We start from the raw sequence: 18,832 nt of genomic DNA, 5'->3' as shown, positions 1-18,832 counted from the left end.
TCAGTCCCGGGCGAGGATGGTGTAGATCCGGCGTCTGGCGTCCTCCAGGACGGCAATAGCTTCCTGCACCTGCTTGGGAGTTCCGGAACGACCAACCTGGGCCGCAGCCTGGGCCAATTCCATGCCGGCCTTGGGCAACGCCCCGAACCCGGGCCCGGCCTCCGCCCCGCTGCCCCACAACGACGACGTTTCAGTGCTGTCGACGTCCTCCCGGCCGGCCTCGGTCAGTGAATAAATCTTGCGGCCGTTGGATTCCTCGGCACTGACGAAACCTTCATCCGCCAGCAACTGCAGTGTCGGATACACGGAGCCCGCGCTGGGCTTCCAGTTACCGCCGCTGCGCTCCTCGATTTCCCGGATGATTTGATATCCATGCATGGGCCGCTCGGCCAGAAGCGCGAGGATGGCCGTCCGCAGTTCGCCGCGGCCCGCCCGGCTTCCTGCCCGCTTTTCAAAGCGGGACTTGAAGTCCTCCACCGCTTGCCATACGCCGTCGAAATTGTTTCCCATGAACCCGCTTGCGGGGAATGAATCACGCATGATGCCCACCTCGGAAGATCGCGAACGATACTGAACGATAGCTAACGCTATACCCGGGGCATTAGAGGGACAATGGCTGGTCAGCCCTGATCGATTCTTTCCGCCAGCGCCACGATGATTCCTTCAGGACCCCGTATGTAGGCCATGCGCCACATGTCCTCATACCGGCCAACGCCGCCGATGAGTCCATAGCCAGCCGAACCCACGCGTTCAATGGCGGCATCAAGGTGGTTCACCTCGAATGCGACGTTCCGCAGCCCGAGATGGTTGGACATGGCCGCGGGCGAACCGGGTTCGTGCCCGGGCTGGGTAAACGAGGACAGTTCCACACCCGTTCCACCGTCAGGAGCCCGCAGAGTGGCAATCTCGCTGCGGGAACCGGGGATGCCGATCACCGTGTCAACGAATTCACCCTCCATGTGCATGCGGCCCTCAAGTCCAAGGCCCAGGCTTTCAAAGAAGGCTATGGCTCCATCGAGGTCAGCAACGGTGATTCCGACGTGGTCGAAGTGTTTTACGAAGGACATGCGGCCAAGGCTAGCCCAGGCCGGGAGCGTTCGTTAAGGCAGCCTGAGAACCGCTGGAGCCATGAGACGAAGAATCCGGGCTTGATAGCCATGGGATGGAGAAAATGTGTGGAGCTAAGGAGATTCGAACTCCTGACCTCTTCGATGCGAACGAAGCGCTCTACCAACTGAGCTATAGCCCCCGAACCTGCGCCCTTGCGGCGCGGCCAGTGTCCCTAGGCTATAAAGTTTTCCGACCGTTTTCCAACCACGACACGAACGTCTCCCGGCCGTACTTCTGCTCCGGCACCAGGTTCAAGCCCGCCCGCAAATAACGGCCCATCGCTCCGGGCAGCGGTACGTGGATGAGCTTGCCCCGCGAGCCAGTGGCTGCCTTCCAAGACACCGCCAACTCCTGCATGCTGAGCACTTCCGGCCCGCCGACAGTCCGCACGTGATGACCCGCCCCCTGCCCCGGCCCCTCCGCTGCTTCCAGCACTGCCTTGGCCGCATCCGCCGGGGAGATGGTCTGGAACCTCGCGCCCTTGAAGACAGGGATCAGCCCCAAACGGGAACCGGCTCCAAAGACCATTGCCACCAGGCTGTGGAACTGGGTGGCCCGCACCACTACGCTCTCCAGCCCGGAGTCGGCGTAGGCCCGCTCCTTTGAAGCTTTGGATACGTAGTAGGGATACGTGCTGCGATCGCAATTGATGATCGACAACACCACGGCCCTGCCCGCCCCGGCATCGCGCGCTGCCTGAGCAAGCCGGGCACCGCCGTCGGCGAACTGCTTCCGCGCCTTGCCGAATTGCCCCTCCAGGCAGTCGATCACGACGTCGGCACCCGCCACTGCGGCATCCAAGCCAACACCGGTGGTGACGTCGCCCGCGAAGTAGGTGGCGCCGTCGTGATGCGTGGACGATCCAGGGGACGGCACGTGGCGGCTCAACACCCTGACGGTGTGGCCTGCTTCCAAGGCGAGCCGAACGACTTCGCGACCAACCTGACCGGTTCCGCCCGCAACGCAAAGAACCGCCATTGGCCTAGGCGCGCCGGCGCTGGAGGACGTCGTCGAGGTTGCTCAGGGCGCTCTGTCCCTTGACGGCGGTACGGGCCGGCCCTGCAGACTCCTGCTGGACGGCACCCTGCTTGAGCACAGGCTTGCCCACCGGCTTGGGGGCCTCAGGCAGGTCCAAGGGCTCGGGGGCGGGACGGTTCGCCTTGGCCGCGCCCACGTACGTGGGTTTGGGGATCTCAACCGGTTCCCAGGGAGTTCCCTCGTTCCCGGCGGACGTTTCTGCCGTCTTATCACCTGCTGCCACGGCAACTGCAAGTGCCGCTTGCCGGAGTTCCAAGGCAGAAAGCCGTGGCGCTTCCGGTTTGTCCGCTTCCGCATCAAAAACGGGAGTTTCCTTGGCCTCGCTAATGGGCTCCTTGGGCAGGTACCTGGCCGGCGTGGGAATCCGCGTGGCCTGTGCCGTGCGGCGGGCGCGCCGTTCACGGAGATCACGCAGGGCCAGCTTCCGCAAGACGACCACGGCCAGGACGGCACCGATGAACGACACCAAAGGCAACCAGAAGGAGCCTTGGCCAAAGAGGGTGAACACCCCCGAGACGGCGGCAGTGACCAGCAATATCAAACCGGCCAGGGCAAGGGTCAACCTTGCGTAGCGGATGGTAAACGGCGTACTGGGCGTAGCCCGGGGAGACGACTCAGCCACACGGGATTCCTGGGGCGACGCCTGTGCTTTGCTGTGCATGGTCTCCATCGGTTTCTCCTGCTGAGGTGCCACGGTAAAGACCACCCCTGCCTGCGTTTCGTCTGGCTTGTCCTCGAATACGTCACCCGGCACGGTGGCCGTTTGGACCTGCGTCCGTTTGCTCCGAAGAACATAGGGCGCCACCCACACCATCCACAGCGCAACAGTGACAACGAGTATCACTGAGCTGCTGAGAGGGAAGTCCACATTCAAAACCGTAGAAGCAAATCGTCAGGTGCTGCGGCATTGCCTGCGGTGTGTCGCTTGCGAGTCCCCAAATGATGGCCGCGAACGGGAAAAACGGCCTATGACCTGCCCGTTCTTCGTTCCAGCCAACCTCGCAGAAGTCCCTGCGGCACTTCCTCGGACGTCAGCGCGAAGGACCGGTGGTCCGCCCATTCACCGTTGATGTGCAAGTACCTCTGCCGGTAGCCCTCGTCCCGGAATCCGAGCTTTTCCACCACGCGCAGGCTGGGCCCGTTCTCTGGACGGATGTTGATCTCCATCCGGTGCAATCCGAGCGCGCGGAAACAATGATCCGTAGCCATAGCCACCGCCGTTGGGGCAATCCCGCGGCCGGCGCGGTCCTTGTCCACCCAGTACCCCAGCGTGGCCATCATCGCCGATCCCCAAACGATCGAGGAGACGGTCAGCTGTCCCACGATGCGCGGCTCGCGGAAACCGGGAGTCCTTTCGGTGATCAGGAAAGGCAGTGCGGTAGCCTGCCTCGCCTGGTCATTAAGTGACGCCACCATCTGGCGGTAGCTTGGGAGCCGTCCGCCCGGAGCCGGATTGGATGCCTCCCACGGCGCGAGCCATTCACTGTTCCGCGAGCGGACCTCGGACCACTCCCGCTTGTCGCGGTACCGGATTGGCCGAAGTACGAGGTCTCCGCTTTCCAGCGTTACCGGCCAGATGGCAGAGCCGTACACCGCAGTTACTTGGGCAGGGAAGCCGTGAAGTCCGGCAGCCAGTCGCGAAGCTCGGGACCGAGGTCTTCACGCTCGCAAGCAAGCTCGATGCAGGCTTTGAGGTAGCTCAGCTTGTCCCCGGTGTCATAACGGCGGCCGCGGAAGACCACGCCATAGACGCCGGATCCTTCGCCTTCTCCACGGGCCAGTACCTCAAGGGCGTCGGTCAACTGGATCTCGCCGCCGCGACCGGGAGCGGTGTTTTCCAGGACATCGAACACTGCCGGGTGCAGGACGTACCGGCCAATCACGGCCAGGTTGGAGGGTGCTTCTTCCGGGGACGGCTTCTCAACAAGCTGCTTGATGCGTACGTAGCCGTCTTCGTCGTTTTCTTCGACGTCGGCACAACCGTAGGCGCTGATCTTGGAGGGCTCCACCTCGATCAGGGCAACTACTGAGCCGCCGGTCTTCTGCTGCACGGCGATCATTTCGCTCAGGAGGTCGTCCTTGGGATCGATGAGGTCGTCACCGAGGAGCACGGCGAAGGGCTCGTGCCCCACGTGCTGCTTTGCACGGAGCACAGCATGGCCCAGACCGTTGGGATCGCCTTGGCGGACGTAGTGGATGTCCCCGAGGTTGGTGGCGGACTGGATCGCCTCCAGCTTGGTGGTGTCCCCCTTCTCCGCAAGCGTGGCTTCAAGCGCCGGCACACGGTCGAAGTGATCCTCCAAGGCACGCTTGCTGCGGCCGGTGATCATGAGGACGTCGTGCAAGCCGACCTTGACTGCTTCTTCGACCACATACTGGATGGCGGGCTTGTCAACTACGGGCAGCATTTCCTTCGGCATTGCCTTCGTGGCAGGAAGGAACCTGGTACCGAGACCCGCTGCGGGGATGACGGCCTTACGGACAGCATTGTTATGGTGAGTCACCGGACTAATCTAACGGAAGGATCACGTCAAAAGGTAAACCCCCGCCGTGCGGGTGTGCACAATCTGTTGACGTTCACGTCCGGCAAGGGCAGCGCTGCCCGGCCCGCCGGACCACTTCGACGAAACGGACGGACATGGAATCCAAGGAAGAAATCCGCAGCGCCCGACGGCTGCAGCGGCGAAACCGCACGCCGGAACAAATTGCCGCGGCCGGAGAGGCGCTGGCACGGCACGGGGTGAGTTGGGCAAAGGACGTCTCAGGCGGGTCCCCGGCCACCTTTACCGTCTACTTGGGCGTGGCCTTCGAGCCGCCAACCCTGCCATTGATTGAGGCCCTGCATCAGGAGGGGCACAGGATCCTGTTGCCCGTCTGCGAGCCCGGGCGCACGATGAGCTGGGTGGAATGGACGCCGGAAACCACCTTCGTCAGGTCCTCCTACGCCCCCATCGATGAGCCCGAGGGCGAGAGGCTTACCAGTGCGGTGGCAGGAGCGGACGCGGCAGGCATCTTCATGCCCGCGACTGCCGTTGACGGCGATGGCAACAGGATCGGCCAGGGCGGCGGATACTATGACCGTTTCCTCCAAGGCCTCAAGGCTTCGGCGCAGCGGCCGCGCACCATAGCGGTGACGTACGACGACGACGTGTTGCCGTCCGGTGCTATTCCCGCCGAGGCTTTTGACCAGCCGGTTACGGAGGTTCTGACGCCCTCGGGAATTGTCCGGCTCGGCCGGTAGTTATATGCCGTGGTATCCCGCACAGATAACGACCGGTCGACGGGCGGAATCCACGGGATGATAGAATTGGCACTCAGGCCCTGCGACTGCTAAGGGAGGTTATCCTCCCCTCGCCGCCGCCGGACCTGAACTTTGTTCTGAAGGAGGAATTCAGTGCCCACTTACGCATACGCCTGCAAAGACTGCAACCATGCCTTTGACATCGTGCAGTCCTTTTCGGACAGTTCCCTGACGGAGTGCCCGGAGTGCAAGGGTGCGCTTCGCAAGAAGTTCAACAGCGTCGGCGTCGTTTTCAAGGGCTCAGGGTTCTACCGCACGGATTCCCGCGATTCCAAGGGAAGCACGGTTTCGGCCGCTCCTTCGGCTCCCGCGACCCCGGCACCCGCTGCGACTCCTGCGCCTGCTGCCGCCGCCAGCTGATCGCTTTATCCACATAGGGCTTCCGGCCGCTCCCCTGCGGCCGGACCCCTTGGCTAGCGTGGCCATATGCCACTCAAGCCACCCTCCGCACCGCGCTTCCGCACCAGGCAAACGCCCTTCGGGACCCGCCGCCATCGGGGCACCACCCGTACAACAGACCCAAGCCGTCACGGGCAGCGCTGGACAGCCACTGCCGCTTCCTTTGGAGCCAGGCATCGGCGCCTGACAGTGGCCCTGCTGCTCTGCCTGGCCACCGGAATCGCCGTCCAGCAACTTACTCCAGTTCCCGAGCAACAGGTCAGCATAGTGGTTTCGGCCCGGGACCTCCCGGTCGGCGCCAGCGTCTCTGAAGCAGACTTCATCACCGCCGGCGTACCCCGGAGCGCTTCCTTCCCCGGAGCCATCCAGGACCCTGCACGTCTTCAGGGCCGCCAACTCGCTGCACCACTGGCCAAAGGCCAAATCCCCACCGAGACCAGCTTCCTGGGTCCGGGATTGCTCACCGGTGCACCGTCGGGGTCGGCCGCCGTCCCGCTCCGAATGGCCGACCCGGCATCAATTCGCTTACTCTCGCCCGGGCAGCTCATCTCGGTCATCCTCTCGGCCACCGAGGCATCCGAATCTTCCCCACGCCATGACGTGCTGGCAGGGGCCGTTCCTGTGCTGTGGACCTCAGCCCAAGGCGATGCCCCCGGTCAATGGCCGGGGACATCCGAAGCGGATGGGCTGGTAGTGGTAGCCGCAGACCCCCAGCAAGCAGAAAAGCTTGCCGGCGCTTCAACGCACGGCAAGCTTTTCTTTATGTTGGTGCATGGACCCCAATCCGGCCCACCGGACACCGCAGAATGAACGTCAGCCCCAGTGCGGGGGCTTCTGCTCCTTCAGCCATTGGTCATGGTCATAGCCGGGTTCGTCACCCCATCGGCGCGGATCATCTTCGGCCGCCTTATTCGGCAGGACGCCTTCAGCAGCGGGCTTAGCCGCAGCACGCTTTCCCTTGGCGTCCTCGGGTGCCTCACTATCCACTTCCGGTTCTTCCTTTTCCGTGCTTTCCGTCATGCCGGTAGCGTCTGCGTTGCCTTCATCATCGTCCGTTGCCTTGGCCATCCCGTCGGTACTCCCCTTGCTTCCGGACTCGTCGCTTCCGGATTCGTCGCTGCCCTTGGCTTTGGCCACATCCTGGCTCTTCGCGCCGGGTTCAGCCGGGTTCACGGTCGCTTCTTTCCCGTCACCGGTTGCGGACCCTGACGCAACGCCCACCGGAGCTGCCGGTGATGAGCGAATGTAGGAGGGCTGGACGTCACGCAAGTCCAATTGTTCTACATCCATGTCCAGGAAACCATGGTGGGGCGCAGTCGCCGGCTGCGGAACGTGGTTTTCAAGCCCCAAGTAGGAGCCGATCCGATCGGCACAGGAGGAGGGATCGGTGAAAACCTCGATGGTCCACAAGGACATGTAGCGCCATCCCATCCGCTCGAGCAACTGCGGGCGGAGCCTGCTGCGCTCACGGACGCTCATCCGGCGGTACCGTTCCGTACCATCCGACTCGATGGCCACGGGGGTAGGAATCTCCGCGCCTTCCCTGCCGATGGTGTGCACGGGATCGGCGGCTGCGGCAATATCCAGGACGCCATCGTAGAGATGCCATACCCGGGCTCCCCTCGCCCGCAATCTCTCACCGAGGTCGGCAACCAGCGGATCTTCACCCAGGGCCTGTTCGCTGGCCACCGCGCGGGAAGCGGGTGTACCCAGATTGCTGTTACCCGAAAGCTCGCGATCCAGCAGTTCGTAGAAATCAACCGCACCATGCGAAAGCCGGTCCAGGTCCAGGTCCTCCGGGCGGAAGCAGCTCAGGACGTGCATCGAGCGCCTGGCCCGGGTCATGGCCAACGCGAAGCGGTTCCGCCCACCCTCAGTGGACAACGGACCGAAGGAGTGCAGTGCACGGCCGTGCGGCGTGCGACCATAGCCGAGCGAGAAGATCACGTGATCCCGCACAAGGCCCTGCGCCCGCTCCAGGTCAACCACCCGGAAGGACTCCGGTCCAGCACCGAAGAAGGTCTGCAGCAGCGGGTGGTTGGGCAACTGCAGCCTGATGGCCTCGCCGATCCGGGCCGCGTGGCGCAGGCTGGCCGTCACAACAGCCAACGAGGTGCGGGGCCGCAGGCGGGCGTGTTCGAAGACCAGGTCAACTACCCGGTTCACCTCGGCTGCGACGGATTCAACGCCCTCATGGTCGGCTCCCGGCAGGCCGGTGCCGTCAGGAATGTACTCCACCACAATGGAGCGGTCCAGGCCCGTTACGGAGCTGCCGTCGGGGAGCCGCCGAAGTCCGCCGTCGTAATAGTTCTTGCTCAGCTGCAGGACCAGGTCCTCGTCCACCGCACGGTAGACCCAGTTCAATTGCCACGTTGGCAGGATCCGTGCCAGTGCCTTGAAGGCGCTGTCCACGGCTTCGTGGCTGGCTACCCCGGCAACCGGAGGTTCCACGGCCACGCTGAACGTCCGCGCATTGGCGATCTTCGCGTCACCGAAAGCCACCACCTGACGGGCCCGGGCAATAGCCGGGAGCACCGCTTGGAGGGACGTCGATTCGGCGTCGATGATCACCACGGCGTCGAACTTCTGCTCGGCCGGAAGAACCCCGGTGAGAAGGTAGGGGCTGACCGACCAGACCGGGACCAAGCGCGGAACCAGGTCCGGCGCCTGTGCGCTCAGGGCAGGCAAGGTAACCCTGCCGTCCTTGAGCAAAGCACGGAGAAGTTCGGCTTGGCGCGGATGTTCCACGATCCCCTGGCGCCACTTGGACGCGAGCTGCCACCGCAATCGGGCGGCCCCACTGGCAATGTGCGCCTGGTCGGCGAGGCGGAACTCGGCTTCCAGCTTGCGCAGGGAGTCGCCGTCGGACATGGCCAGGTAATCGTCCCCGCTGATCATGGCTTCCAGAGCGGACTGCCACCAGGCCAGATCCAGCTCAGCGGCCACGGATTCGGCGGGCACCTCGCGCGCAGCGAGGTCTGCCAGGAGCTCACCCAGGCCGTGCTCGCGCATCTGTTCGATGAGGAGGGTACGTTCGGGCAGCGTCTCCAAGGTGGCGGTATCGGCCACCAAACGTTCCAACCGCTCCATCAGCTCTTCATAGGGCGTCTTGTGCAGGGAGCCGCCATCAGAGGTGTACTTCAACGCCTCCCCCAGACGCTGCAGTTCGCCTTCCAATTCACGGTAAAGCGCGCCCAGATCCGCAAGACCCGACGGTACAGCGGGATGCCTCTGCGTTGTGGCGTAGCCAGCCCACAGGGCACGCTGCTCCTGGACGAGGACCAGCGAGCTGTGCAGATCAGCTATGTGGACGCCGGGACGAACGTATTCCTTGGCCACACGGCGCAGCCTGGAACGTTGCATGGAGGGCATCTCGATGTTGCGTTCCCGCCGCCAGGCCGAGGTGGCCGTGGCCGAGATCAGGTCATGGACCGGACGGTCGAAAATATCCGGGGTGAACTTGTCCAGGCTCTCGCGCACCGCGATCAGCAGTTCCAGCTGCGTGCCCCACTCAGCGAAGGTATCGCCCAAGCGGATCTCTGCGTGGTCCGCCAGTTGCTTCATGCGCTCCCGGAGAACAGGAAGCTTCTCTTCCGCCACTTGGGCCAGCTGCCGGGCCTCTTCGGTTTCCTTGCGGGTGAGGAGCCGGGCCCCGTACCAAGGGCTCGACGTCGATGCCCGGCTGAAGCTGCCAAGCTCCGCGGCGCGGCGCAAACGGCCCGCCAGCTCCTCGCGGTCCTTGATGTTGTCCAGCACGCTGCGCTTGAGTCGAACGGTGGTGGACGGTGCCGGGTGGATGGACGTCAGCTCAGCCAGCGACTGCATGGCCTGGTATGGGGAGCACCCCCACCGTTCACGGACGTTGTGCAGCGAGGCAACATGGTCCACCAGGGCATGCCGGTGGCCGGTCAACGTGGCATGCAGGTTGCCGAGCTGCGGCTCCAGGGCTTTCTCGTTCCGCATGATTGCACGGACCAACTGGCCCTTCAATTGCTGCGGCGTGGTGCCGTTGCCGGGCCGGAAAAGCATGGAATCCAGGCCGAGGGACTCCAAGTGTGCAGCCAGGCCCGCAACACTGGATTGACGTTCGCCAACCACCAGCACGGACTTGCCTTCGCTGACCAGGGCGCCGATCGCGTTGATGGCGGTCTGGGTTTGGCCGCTGCCGGGAGGCGTGCTGACCACCAGGGAGTCACCGGCGCGGACGGCGTCCACGACGTACTGCTGGTCGGTATCGGCATCCAACAGCAGAAGCTCATCGGCGGGATCGCGTTCATCCAAGCTGGGGAAACGCCCGGCCTTGATGGGCTCCGGTTCAATATCGGCACCATTTGCGGCCGCTGCCAGCGCGGCGACGATGGGGTTGTTCATGTTGATCCACGGATCATCGAGGTTGCCCGAAAGGTCGGCCAACGTGGTGACCAAGAGGTTGAACTCCACCTCGGCACCGTGGATGGGCTGTACGAGCGTGGCAAGGCGGTCGAGGACCGGTTGGGGATCCAGCCGCGCGGTGTTGTAGGCCATGCGTGCCACAGCGTTGACGTCGAAGACGATGCCGTGAACATTCTTGAGATGACGCACCAAGGCCGGGTTGATGCGGGCTTGTTCGGTCAACTGCAGTTCGAAGTCGTCCTCGCCCGGACGAACAGTGAGAGCAATGGACGTCAGCATCACGGGAGCCGAAACGCGCTGCGGCTTCCCACCGACGGCCGATGTCCACACCACAGTGCCGGCCGACAGATAACCTGCTTCAATGCCGCGGTCGTTGCCCAGCTCGAAGATCTTTGAGCGGATGTTCCGGGCAGCACGGGCTGCAACAATGTATTGCTGCCTGTCCCGGATCAGCGTGGACAGGCGCGTTCTGCGCCCCGCCAACAACTGCGCCAGTCCGGATGGATGGGCGTTGCTGAGATCAATGGCGCCTTCGGGCGTCTTGACGAAACGCAGCATCGTGTCCGCACCAGTGACGGGCTTAAGTCCGGACAGCCATTTCCGGAGCTCTTCGGAGCCGTCCTCGTGGCCTTGACTTACTGACACAACTTCTGCCTTCTTTTCTGTACTAGCTTTAGACGCCTTGGACCATACCGGCATACTTTCGAGGGTAGCGGGAATACCCTGCCAGCCCGCTTCACGACACTGGCCGGGGAAAAAATCGACCACAATTCGTGGGTGCCGCCATGTTCAGGCCGGCCCCTGAATAACGCAATGGCCGGCCTCCCAAAAGGAGACCGGCCATTTACGATGCTATTCCCACTCGATGGTTCCCGGCGGCTTGCTGGTCACGTCCAGCACTACGCGGTTGACGCCATCCACCTCGTTGGTGATGCGGTTGGAGATACGGGCCAGAAGGTCATACGGCAAGCGCGACCAGTCTGCCGTCATGGCATCCTCGGAGGACACCGGGCGCAGGACGATGGGGTGGCCGTAGGTCCGGCCGTCGCCCTGCACGCCAACGCTGCGGACGTCTGCGAGCAGCACCACCGGCATCTGCCAAACGTCGTTGTCCAGGCCGGCAGCGGTCAGCTCGGCGCGGGCAATGGCGTCGGCCTTGCGGAGGAGGTCAAGCCGTTCCTTGTTGACTTCGCCGACGATCCGGATACCCAAGCCGGGGCCGGGGAACGGCTGGCGGCCAACGATTTCCTGGGGCAGGCCGAGCTGTGCGCCAACGGCGCGTACCTCGTCCTTGAAGAGGGCGCGCAGCGGCTCAACGAGCTCGAACTGCAGGTCCTCCGGGAGCCCGCCAACGTTGTGGTGGCTCTTGATGTTGGCTGCGCCCTCGCCACCGCCGGATTCGACGACGTCCGGGTACAGGGTGCCCTGCACGAGGAACTTGATCTTCTCACCCTCGGCCGCGGCCTGGGCAATGATGGCCCGTTCCGCTTCTTCGAAGGCCCGGATGAACTCACGGCCGATGATCTTGCGCTTGGTCTCCGGATCACTGACGCCGGCCAGTGCGTTGAGAAAACGCTCTTGTTCGTTGGCAACGTAGAGGTTGACGCCCGTGGCTGCAACGAAGTCGCGCTCCACCTGCTCGGCTTCACCTTCGCGCAGCAGACCGTGGTCAACGAAGACACAGGTCAGCTGGTCCCCCACGGCACGCTGGACCAAGGCTGCGGCCACGGCGGAATCGACGCCGCCGGAAAGGCCGCAAATGACCTTCGAGTCCCCGATCTGCTGGCGGATGCGTTCCACCTGCTCTTCGAGGATGTTGCCGGTGGTCCAGTTGGGCGTCAGGCCCGCGCCCTTGAAGAGGAAGTTCTCCAGGACGTGCTGCCCCAGGACGGAGTGCTTGACCTCGGGGTGCCACTGCACGCCGTAAAGGCGCTTCTGGTCATTGGCAAACGCTGCAACGGGGGCGCCCTCAGTGGTTGCGAGCACCTCGAAGCCTTCCGGGGCCTCGTGGACGGAGTCACCGTGGCTCATCCAGGTGTTCTGGGTGGCGGGAACGCCGTCAAGGATGGAGCGGGCATCGCCCACCAGCAACGCTTCGGTTGCGCCGTACTCCCGCAGGCCCGTGCGGGCTACCTTTCCGCCCAGTGCGTTCGCCATGGCCTGGAAGCCGTAGCAGATGCCAAAAACCGGAACGCCGGCATCGAAGAGGTCAGCGTCAACCTTGGGGGCACCATCCGCGTACACGCTGGACGGTCCGCCGGAGAGGATGATGGCTGCCGGGTTCTTGGCCAGAAGCTGCTCGGTGGTGAAGGTGTGCGGAACAATTTCCGAATACACATTTGCTTCGCGGACGCGGCGGGCAATCAGCTGCGCGTACTGGGCACCGTAGTCAACAACCAGCACCGGCTTCTGGGAAGTCTGGGGTGCGGTGGGAGTAGTCACCAAACAAGACTACTTTGCCCGGCCGCCCCGGCGCACGCCGGGGAAGGCCCCTGACGGTCATATAGAGCCGAAAAAGGGCCCACCGTAAGCGATCTCACACCACCCGGCGGACGGACGATGTTTTCAGTACCGCTTTGAAGCTTTCGGGTTGGCCGCGAGTTCCGCCTCTACCTGCGCGTGGAACTTCTTCTCCACGATGAAGGACAGGAGCGGGACCACACCGCCCAGCGCCAACAGGATCAGCTTGGAGAACGGCCACCGCATAAGCGACCACAGCCGGAAGTTGGAAACCAGGTACACCACGTACATCCAGCCGTGGACGATCAGCACCGTGGTGGAAATGTTGAATCCGCCAATGACGCCCTTCGGTTCAGACTGGGCGAATCCGAAACCGAACGGCTGGCCGGTCACGGCGTTTGTCCCGCCGGCGAACAGCGAGACACCGAAGGCGTAGCGGGCCACCAGCTCTGCGCACAGCAGGAGGAGCATGGCACCGGTGAGGTAAGCCATCACTTTGTAGAACTTCAGGGCCGAACGGATCTGCGCTTCGGTTCCGCCGAACCGCCGCTTCTTGGGCTTGGGTCCGGACTGTTCGGGCTGGATGGCCGGTTTGGGTTCAATCATGGCTGTACCTTATGTTCTGGTTCAGAGTGCTGGGATTCCTGGACGGCCGGTTCGTCGCTGTGGTGCGCTTCGCCGTTGTGGTGAGGGCCGCCGTCGTCGAAGTCGTCGTCAAAGTCGTCACCGTCGAACTCGTCGCCCTCAAGGTCCCGACGGTAGTCATCGGCGACCATGCGCCACCAGATGTACAGGGCGAAGCCTGCGAACACCACCCACTCAACCGAGTAGAACAAGTTCAACCAGTTGATCTGCGTGGCAGGCGGCTGGGCCGGGATGTTCAAGGCCTTCACGGCCTCGTTCGCCGGAACCGGGCCCGTAGGCGTCGATTCAGCGGTGGCTGCGACGAAACCGGGGTAGCTGGAAACGTCCCATTTGTTGATGAGCTCCGCGACGGAAACCGCCGATGCCCGGCCTGGACCGGCGTCGACATTGGGCAGCGGTGCTTCAGAGGCCAGCAGGCGGCCGGTCAACGTCAGGGGGCCCGACGGCGGCGGTCCGGCTTGGTCGGGTTCGGCCACCCAACCGCGTGCGACAGGTATCCAGGTTTGGGGTGAGGCCGCTGCTCCGCTGAGCTTGGGAGCGTTATCCACGGCCAAGGCCGTAACGATCCAGTAGCCCTTGCGGTTGTCGTACAGCCTGCCTTCGACGAGCACCTGCTTGCCCGGATCATAGCTGCCGGTGGCTGTGACCATCTGGTCTTCCACCGAACCGGGGAAGAACTGCCCCGGCTTCAGGACGTCCACCAGGGGTTTGACTTCCTCGATGGAGGACGGTGTGGCCGGTTCGTGCTGTGCTGAACGGCTGAGCTGCCACTGGCTGAGCAGCACAAAAACCCCGGAGAGCAGGAGCGCAAAGACCAATCCTGCGATCCAGCGGGGTTTCAACGCAGTTTTCAACACCCCTTAACCGTACTTCGTCCGGCTGTAGAACAACGAAACGGGGTCAGTGGTCGAAGAACACCAGGGAGGAGTTGATGAGCTCTGCGATGACTTCGGTGTCGTGGGCCCGGCGCAAGGATTCCCGGAAAGATTCCTTGGACAGTGACCTCGCCAACGTGGCAAGGACTTCCAAATGGTCGGAGAAGGAACTTGCAGGGGTGGCGATCAGGAGGATGACGGTGGCGGGACCGTCGGTGGCACCGAAGTCCAGGGCGTGCCCGAACTTGGTGACGCCAACGGCGATGGAGATCCGGTCCACGAACTCGCTGCGCGCATGCGGAAGTCCGATGCCGCCGGGAAGTCCGGTGGCCAGCTGGTGTTCACGCGACTGAACCTGCTTCAGGAACCCGTCGAGGTCCGTAATCCTGCCTGCTTCATAAAGCTTCCCGGCCAACTGCGCCGCAGCGTCATTCTTGTCCTCGGCAACGAGTTCAAGAATGACGGTCTGCGGCGTTGTGAGTTCCGCGTCATACCGGTCAAGTGGTTCTGCCAAGTCCTGTTCCCTCCAGATGCGGCCTCCCGGCCAGAGTCCCCCGGCGGAGCCAAGCGAATGTCAGCGAAGGGGCATGATGTCATCGACTCCCATGCGGGCCGCATCCGCTGACTCGTCGTCCGGCTGCTCCTGGCTGAGCCTTTCGGCTTCCACCCTTGCCAAGTAATGCTTGATTTCGCTTTCGCGCTGGGTGTCGCTCCAGCCGAGGATTTCTCCCATCAGCTTAGCGACTACCGGAACGGCGGACACACCCCGGTCCCAGGCTTCGATGGATATCCGGGTCCGGCGCGTCAGGACATCGTGTACATGTCGTGCGCCTTCGTGGGTGGTTGCGTAGACCACTTCGGCTGCCAGGTAATCGTCCGCACCGGGCAGCGGCTCCGCCAATTCCGGTTGCCGCGCAATGAGATCCAGTACCTCGGCTGTCATGGAGCCGTAACGGTTCAGCAGGTGCTCCACCCGTGCCACGTGGACTCCGGCTTCCTCCGCTGAACGTGCGCGCCGGTTCCACGCTGCCTTGAAGCCTTCGGCTCCGAGCAGCGGAATGGTATCCGTGCAGCTTGGCGGGACCCGCTCGTCCATGGCCCGGGTGGCCTCGTCCACGGCGTCCTTGGCCATGACCCGGTACGTGGTGTACTTACCGCCGGCAACCACCACGAGCCCTGGAACCGGATGCGCCACGACGTGCTCCCGCGACAACTTGGCCGTCGAGTCGTTGTCCCCGGCGAGGAGCGGCCGGAGCCCGGCATAGACGCCCTCCACATCCTCACGGGTCAACGGGCGCTTCAGCACACGGTTGACGTGCTCCAGGACGTAATCGATGTCCTTGCTGGAAGCTGCGGGGTGCGCTTTATCCAGCGTCCAGTCAGTGTCAGTGGTGCCGATGATCCAGTGGCGACCCCAGGGGATAACGAAAAGGACCGACTTTTCCGTGCGCAGGATGAGACCCACGGTTGATTGGAAACGGTCGCGGGGAACCACCAGGTGGATCCCCTTGGATGCCCGGACCTTGAGCTGGCCGCGATCGGTGACCATGGCCTGGGTCTCGTCCGTCCAGACGCCCGTGGCATTGACCACTTGCTTGGCCCGGACTTCGAAAACCTCGCCGTCCTCCTGGTTCTCAAGCTTGGCGCCGACCACGCGCTCACCCTCGCGGAGGAAGTCCACCACGCGTAGCCGGTTGGCAGCATGGGCTCCGTAGTGCGCGGCGGTCCGGACGACGTTGACCACCAATCGCGCGTCATCCACCTGCGCGTCGTAATAGCGGATGGATCCCACGAACGCGTCGTCCTTGAGGCTGGGAGCTGCACGAAGAGTGCCGCGCTTGGTGAGGTGCCGGTGCATCGGCACGCCACGGCTGTGACCGGAGGTGAGGCCCAGGGTGTCATAGAGCATGATGCCGGCGCCGACGTAGGGCCGCTCGACGAAGCGCCGCGTCAGCGGGTACAGGAACGGCACGGGGCGGACCAAGTGCGGTGCAATGGTCTGGATCAGGAGTCCGCGTTCCTGGAGCGCTTCCTGCACCAAGGCGAAATCCAGCATCTCAAGGTACCGCAAGCCGCCGTGGATGAGTTTGGAGGATCGCGACGACGTGCCCGATGACCAGTCGCGTGCCTCGACGATGCCCACCGTCAAGCCACGGGTCACTGCATCAAGCGCGGCGCCGGCGCCCACGACGCCTCCGCCGACAATCAGGATGTCCAGTTCCTTGCCTGCCTCGGCAGTGGCCTTCAACGCTTCAATGGATGCGGCACGGGATTCGGGACTCAGGGCTCCCGCAGAATTCACCTGCGAACCGCCTGCGATATTGCTCATCGGACTCCTCCTCAAACGCAACAGCTGGTAGTCCACTACCCTACTGGCTGGCCGCCGCCCGCGGCAGTGCCGGTTTCCCGGAGATCCTTGGAGGCGCCGGTCCCTACAGCGGGCCGAATGACCTGCCGCCCTGGTTGTCCTGCCACGTGAGGGCCATTTCTTCCAGGTATCGGCGCAGTTGCGGATCGGCGTCGATGCGCCTGCGGAAGTGCTCGCGTGCGTGTTCGGAGAAGAAGGCAGGGACCGCGAACAGGCTCACAGTGACGACCAGCATCAATGCGTAGGCCGCCACGAACGCGAGGACTTGGAGTGGTCCTCCTTGAAGCAACGGGGCCACAACCGGGAACAGCCCGATGCCAAACACCACGGCCAGGAAGGCGGCCAGCCCGAGCCCGGAGGAAAATCTTCCGGGCGCCCTGGACTGCATCACGGCTTTGATACGGGGCACGCCGCGCAGCTTTTGCAACGCAAGCACGGCACAGCCGAGGAGGACGAGCCCGGCCACAGCGAACAGGACTATCCCAACGGCCGGGCCGCCGAGGATCAGGATGAGCAGTGCTGCCGCCAGCAGCGCGGCCCCGCTTCCGCCACAAGCGACGGCGAGGCCACGCCACTGGCCTTGGTTCCAGGCCATGTTTCGCAATACCGACTGCGTGCCTTCCGGGGTGGCCCGGGCGACATCACGGGACAGCCAGTAATCCAGGGGGTATTGCCGGGATTGGTGCCCAGGAGAGTGGAACTGTTGACTCATGCGAAGGTCAGCGCGGCCTCGAAGGAAGCAAGGGCCTCGGTTGCGGGCACCTGACGGGTAGGCGGATTGTCGCCGTCGCCCTCAGCAAGTGTCCAACTGCCGTCTTCACCGGCCTTGAGGTTGGCGACCAAAGGCTCACCACCGGCCCGGTGGTGCTTGATCATCGCGGCTGCGGGTAGTCCGTCAGGGCCGTCCACCAAGTATTGCTTGGCGATCGCAACACCCAGTGACAGCATCCCTGAGCGCGAATCAACCGGCTGGATCTCATGAACCCCGTAACGGCTGAGGTTCAGCAGGACGGCGCCTTGCTCCGAACCCGCAATGAACAGCACATGGTCGCTGGTAGGCGTCACCAAAGCCATCTCCAGCCACTCGTCTGCGGTAGAGACCACGGCAGCCACAATGGCTCCCTTGTCCACGGGAACGATGTCCTCGCCGGCAACCTCCGCCAGGCCACGCACAAGGAGGGTGGTGATTCCCGCCTGCTCCAGCACGTCCTGGTGGTTCACACCTGCAAGGCGGAACAGCTCCCGGGATCTTTCCGCGGCGGGCGTGGGGTTCATGGCAAGCAACGCCAGGAGTTCGTGATCGGTCAGTCGCAGTGTGTCCACGTTTGCTGTCTGTGTCATGCCATCCTCATGTTGTTCGTCTGTACAACGCTATCCCAGGACTGCCGGTCAACCACCGAGCCAGCCCCACACCTTCTTGGCTCCGTCCGCAATGGCTTGGGCTCCGTCCTCTACTGCGCCGGCCACGGCTTTGGCCCCGTCCACCACCATTTCCGAGGTGGATCCATAGCCGAGCCCCTTGGCGAGGAACCCCATTCCCGCCCAAGCCAGGCTTGCCCCGGCAAAGAAGGGACCCACCACGGGCACGAAGCTGCCGGCGGCCAGGACCGTGGTGATGCCACCATCGGCCATGGCATATCCATCGCCGCGCATGTACCCGTCGGCGAACTGGGCAACGCCGCCTACAACGCTCAGGACACCGGCGGCGCGGCCCACCATGGACAGGCCATTGAGCAGCTGGGTGCCCCTCACATAGCCCAGGCCCGGCATCTGCCCGTACTGTGCACCGAGGACGCTCCACGGCATCCGGGACAGGAGGCCGCCCTGGGCCATCCTGTTCAGCAGGACGTCAGCAATGAAGCCGCCGCCGGAAGCCGCAAAGTTCAAGGACTGGTAGACAGTGTTGCCGTTGGCATCCACCACGGGGGTGAAGGGCGTGGACGGCTGAGCCGGCGTCGGGCCCTGGCCGGGCGACGTTCCGGAGCCTGTCCGGCTGGCCTGCTCCTGTTCATCCGCCTGGACCAGGAGGGCCTTTGCCTGGGTTCGCAAGGATTCGCTGGCCTTGTGCAGCATGGGCCGCATCTTGCTTGACCAGTCAGCGCGGAACCGATCGCCGTCCGCGCCCTTCCAGGCGGCCGAGGCCACGATCCCGTTGATGTTGAGCTCGAGGTTGGCCAGCGTGTTCCCCGATGTTCCCATCACCTTTGACAGAGACCTCAGTTGTGCAATGTCTGCCCCGTAGAT

The 18,832-nt window shown here is 63.9% G+C and carries 18 protein-coding genes and 1 tRNA gene; 3 read left to right on the top strand and 16 right to left on the bottom strand.

The window, feature by feature from the left end:
- The 7 genes from HMI59_RS06615 to galU all read right to left on the bottom strand — a co-directional run bounded on the left by HMI59_RS06615 (position 1) and on the right by galU (position 4,652).
- A complete protein-coding gene (locus HMI59_RS06615; protein ID WP_062097411.1) occupies positions 1–540 on the bottom strand; it encodes a PadR family transcriptional regulator in 540 nt (179 codons plus the stop codon).
- A gap of 80 nt (positions 541–620) precedes the next feature.
- Positions 621–1,067 carry a VOC family protein gene (locus HMI59_RS06610; RefSeq protein WP_166183530.1) on the bottom strand — a complete coding sequence of 149 codons (447 nt, stop codon included), beginning with the start codon at positions 1,065–1,067 and terminating at the stop codon, positions 621–623.
- Between the two features lie 109 nt (positions 1,068–1,176).
- Positions 1,177–1,249 (bottom strand) — tRNA-Ala (locus tag HMI59_RS06605).
- A gap of 38 nt (positions 1,250–1,287) precedes the next feature.
- A complete protein-coding gene (locus HMI59_RS06600; RefSeq protein WP_193593174.1) occupies positions 1,288–2,088 on the bottom strand; it encodes an SDR family oxidoreductase in 801 nt (266 codons plus the stop codon).
- A 4-nt stretch (positions 2,089–2,092) separates the two neighbouring features.
- The gene (locus HMI59_RS06595) at positions 2,093–3,016 is read right to left on the bottom strand and encodes a hypothetical protein (protein ID WP_370583573.1); all 924 of its coding nucleotides are present in this window, start codon (positions 3,014–3,016) and stop codon (positions 2,093–2,095) included.
- A 98-nt stretch (positions 3,017–3,114) separates the two neighbouring features.
- Positions 3,115–3,741: a GNAT family N-acetyltransferase gene (locus HMI59_RS06590; protein ID WP_021472497.1), complete on the bottom strand. Its 627-nt coding sequence runs from the start codon at positions 3,739–3,741 to the stop codon at positions 3,115–3,117.
- Between the two features lie 5 nt (positions 3,742–3,746).
- On the bottom strand, positions 3,747–4,652 hold the full coding sequence (gene galU, locus HMI59_RS06585) for a UTP--glucose-1-phosphate uridylyltransferase GalU (protein ID WP_166183534.1): 906 nt from the start codon (positions 4,650–4,652) through the stop codon (positions 3,747–3,749).
- Between the two features lie 134 nt (positions 4,653–4,786).
- On the opposite strand from galU, the gene HMI59_RS06580 reads away from it, so the two are divergent.
- The 3 genes from HMI59_RS06580 to HMI59_RS06570 all read left to right on the top strand — a co-directional run bounded on the left by HMI59_RS06580 (position 4,787) and on the right by HMI59_RS06570 (position 6,658).
- Positions 4,787–5,389, top strand: coding sequence for a 5-formyltetrahydrofolate cyclo-ligase (locus HMI59_RS06580; RefSeq protein WP_166183536.1), 603 nt, complete (start codon positions 4,787–4,789; stop codon positions 5,387–5,389).
- A gap of 153 nt (positions 5,390–5,542) precedes the next feature.
- Entirely contained in the window at positions 5,543–5,809 is a 267-nt protein-coding gene (locus HMI59_RS06575; protein WP_021472493.1) for an FmdB family zinc ribbon protein, read from the top strand.
- A 66-nt stretch (positions 5,810–5,875) separates the two neighbouring features.
- Positions 5,876–6,658 (top strand): RcpC/CpaB family pilus assembly protein, encoded by a 783-nt coding sequence (locus HMI59_RS06570; RefSeq protein ID WP_084798125.1) that lies wholly within the window; start codon positions 5,876–5,878, stop codon positions 6,656–6,658.
- A gap of 3 nt (positions 6,659–6,661) precedes the next feature.
- Here HMI59_RS06570 and HMI59_RS06565 read toward each other — a convergent pair whose 3' ends face one another.
- The 9 genes from HMI59_RS06565 to HMI59_RS06525 form a co-directional block, all read right to left on the bottom strand.
- A complete protein-coding gene (locus tag HMI59_RS06565) occupies positions 6,662–10,939 on the bottom strand; it encodes a DUF4011 domain-containing protein (protein ID WP_193593173.1) in 4,278 nt (1,425 codons plus the stop codon).
- Positions 10,940–11,092: 153 nt separating this feature from the next.
- Complete coding sequence (guaA, locus tag HMI59_RS06560) at positions 11,093–12,682, bottom strand: glutamine-hydrolyzing GMP synthase (protein WP_031216589.1); 1,590 nt, start codon at positions 12,680–12,682, stop codon at positions 11,093–11,095.
- A 123-nt stretch (positions 12,683–12,805) separates the two neighbouring features.
- Positions 12,806–13,306: a DUF3817 domain-containing protein gene (locus tag HMI59_RS06555; RefSeq protein ID WP_021472488.1), complete on the bottom strand. Its 501-nt coding sequence runs from the start codon at positions 13,304–13,306 to the stop codon at positions 12,806–12,808.
- Positions 13,303–14,202, bottom strand: a complete 900-nt coding sequence (locus tag HMI59_RS06550; protein WP_193593172.1) for an SURF1 family protein — start codon at positions 14,200–14,202, stop codon at positions 13,303–13,305. Before HMI59_RS06550 ends, HMI59_RS06555 begins: the two co-directional genes overlap by 4 nt.
- A gap of 43 nt (positions 14,203–14,245) precedes the next feature.
- Entirely contained in the window at positions 14,246–14,734 is a 489-nt protein-coding gene (locus tag HMI59_RS06545; RefSeq protein WP_021472486.1) for a PTS sugar transporter subunit IIA, read from the bottom strand.
- A 60-nt stretch (positions 14,735–14,794) separates the two neighbouring features.
- Positions 14,795–16,549: a glycerol-3-phosphate dehydrogenase/oxidase gene (locus HMI59_RS06540; protein WP_062097420.1), complete on the bottom strand. Its 1,755-nt coding sequence runs from the start codon at positions 16,547–16,549 to the stop codon at positions 14,795–14,797.
- A gap of 103 nt (positions 16,550–16,652) precedes the next feature.
- Complete coding sequence (locus HMI59_RS06535) at positions 16,653–17,300, bottom strand: hypothetical protein (RefSeq protein ID WP_193593171.1); 648 nt, start codon at positions 17,298–17,300, stop codon at positions 16,653–16,655.
- Positions 17,297–17,929 carry a hypothetical protein gene (locus HMI59_RS06530; RefSeq protein WP_193593170.1) on the bottom strand — a complete coding sequence of 211 codons (633 nt, stop codon included), beginning with the start codon at positions 17,927–17,929 and terminating at the stop codon, positions 17,297–17,299. Before HMI59_RS06530 ends, HMI59_RS06535 begins: the two co-directional genes overlap by 4 nt.
- A gap of 48 nt (positions 17,930–17,977) precedes the next feature.
- Entirely contained in the window at positions 17,978–18,787 is an 810-nt protein-coding gene (locus HMI59_RS06525; RefSeq protein WP_227471554.1) for a hypothetical protein, read from the bottom strand.
- Between the last annotated feature and the right edge of the window lie 45 nt (positions 18,788–18,832).

The sequence above is a fragment of the Paenarthrobacter sp. YJN-5 genome (assembly GCF_015040095.1).
GTDB classification, from domain to species: Bacteria; Actinomycetota; Actinomycetes; order Actinomycetales; family Micrococcaceae; genus Arthrobacter; species Arthrobacter ureafaciens.
This window is presented reverse-complemented; position numbering and strand designations above follow the sequence as displayed.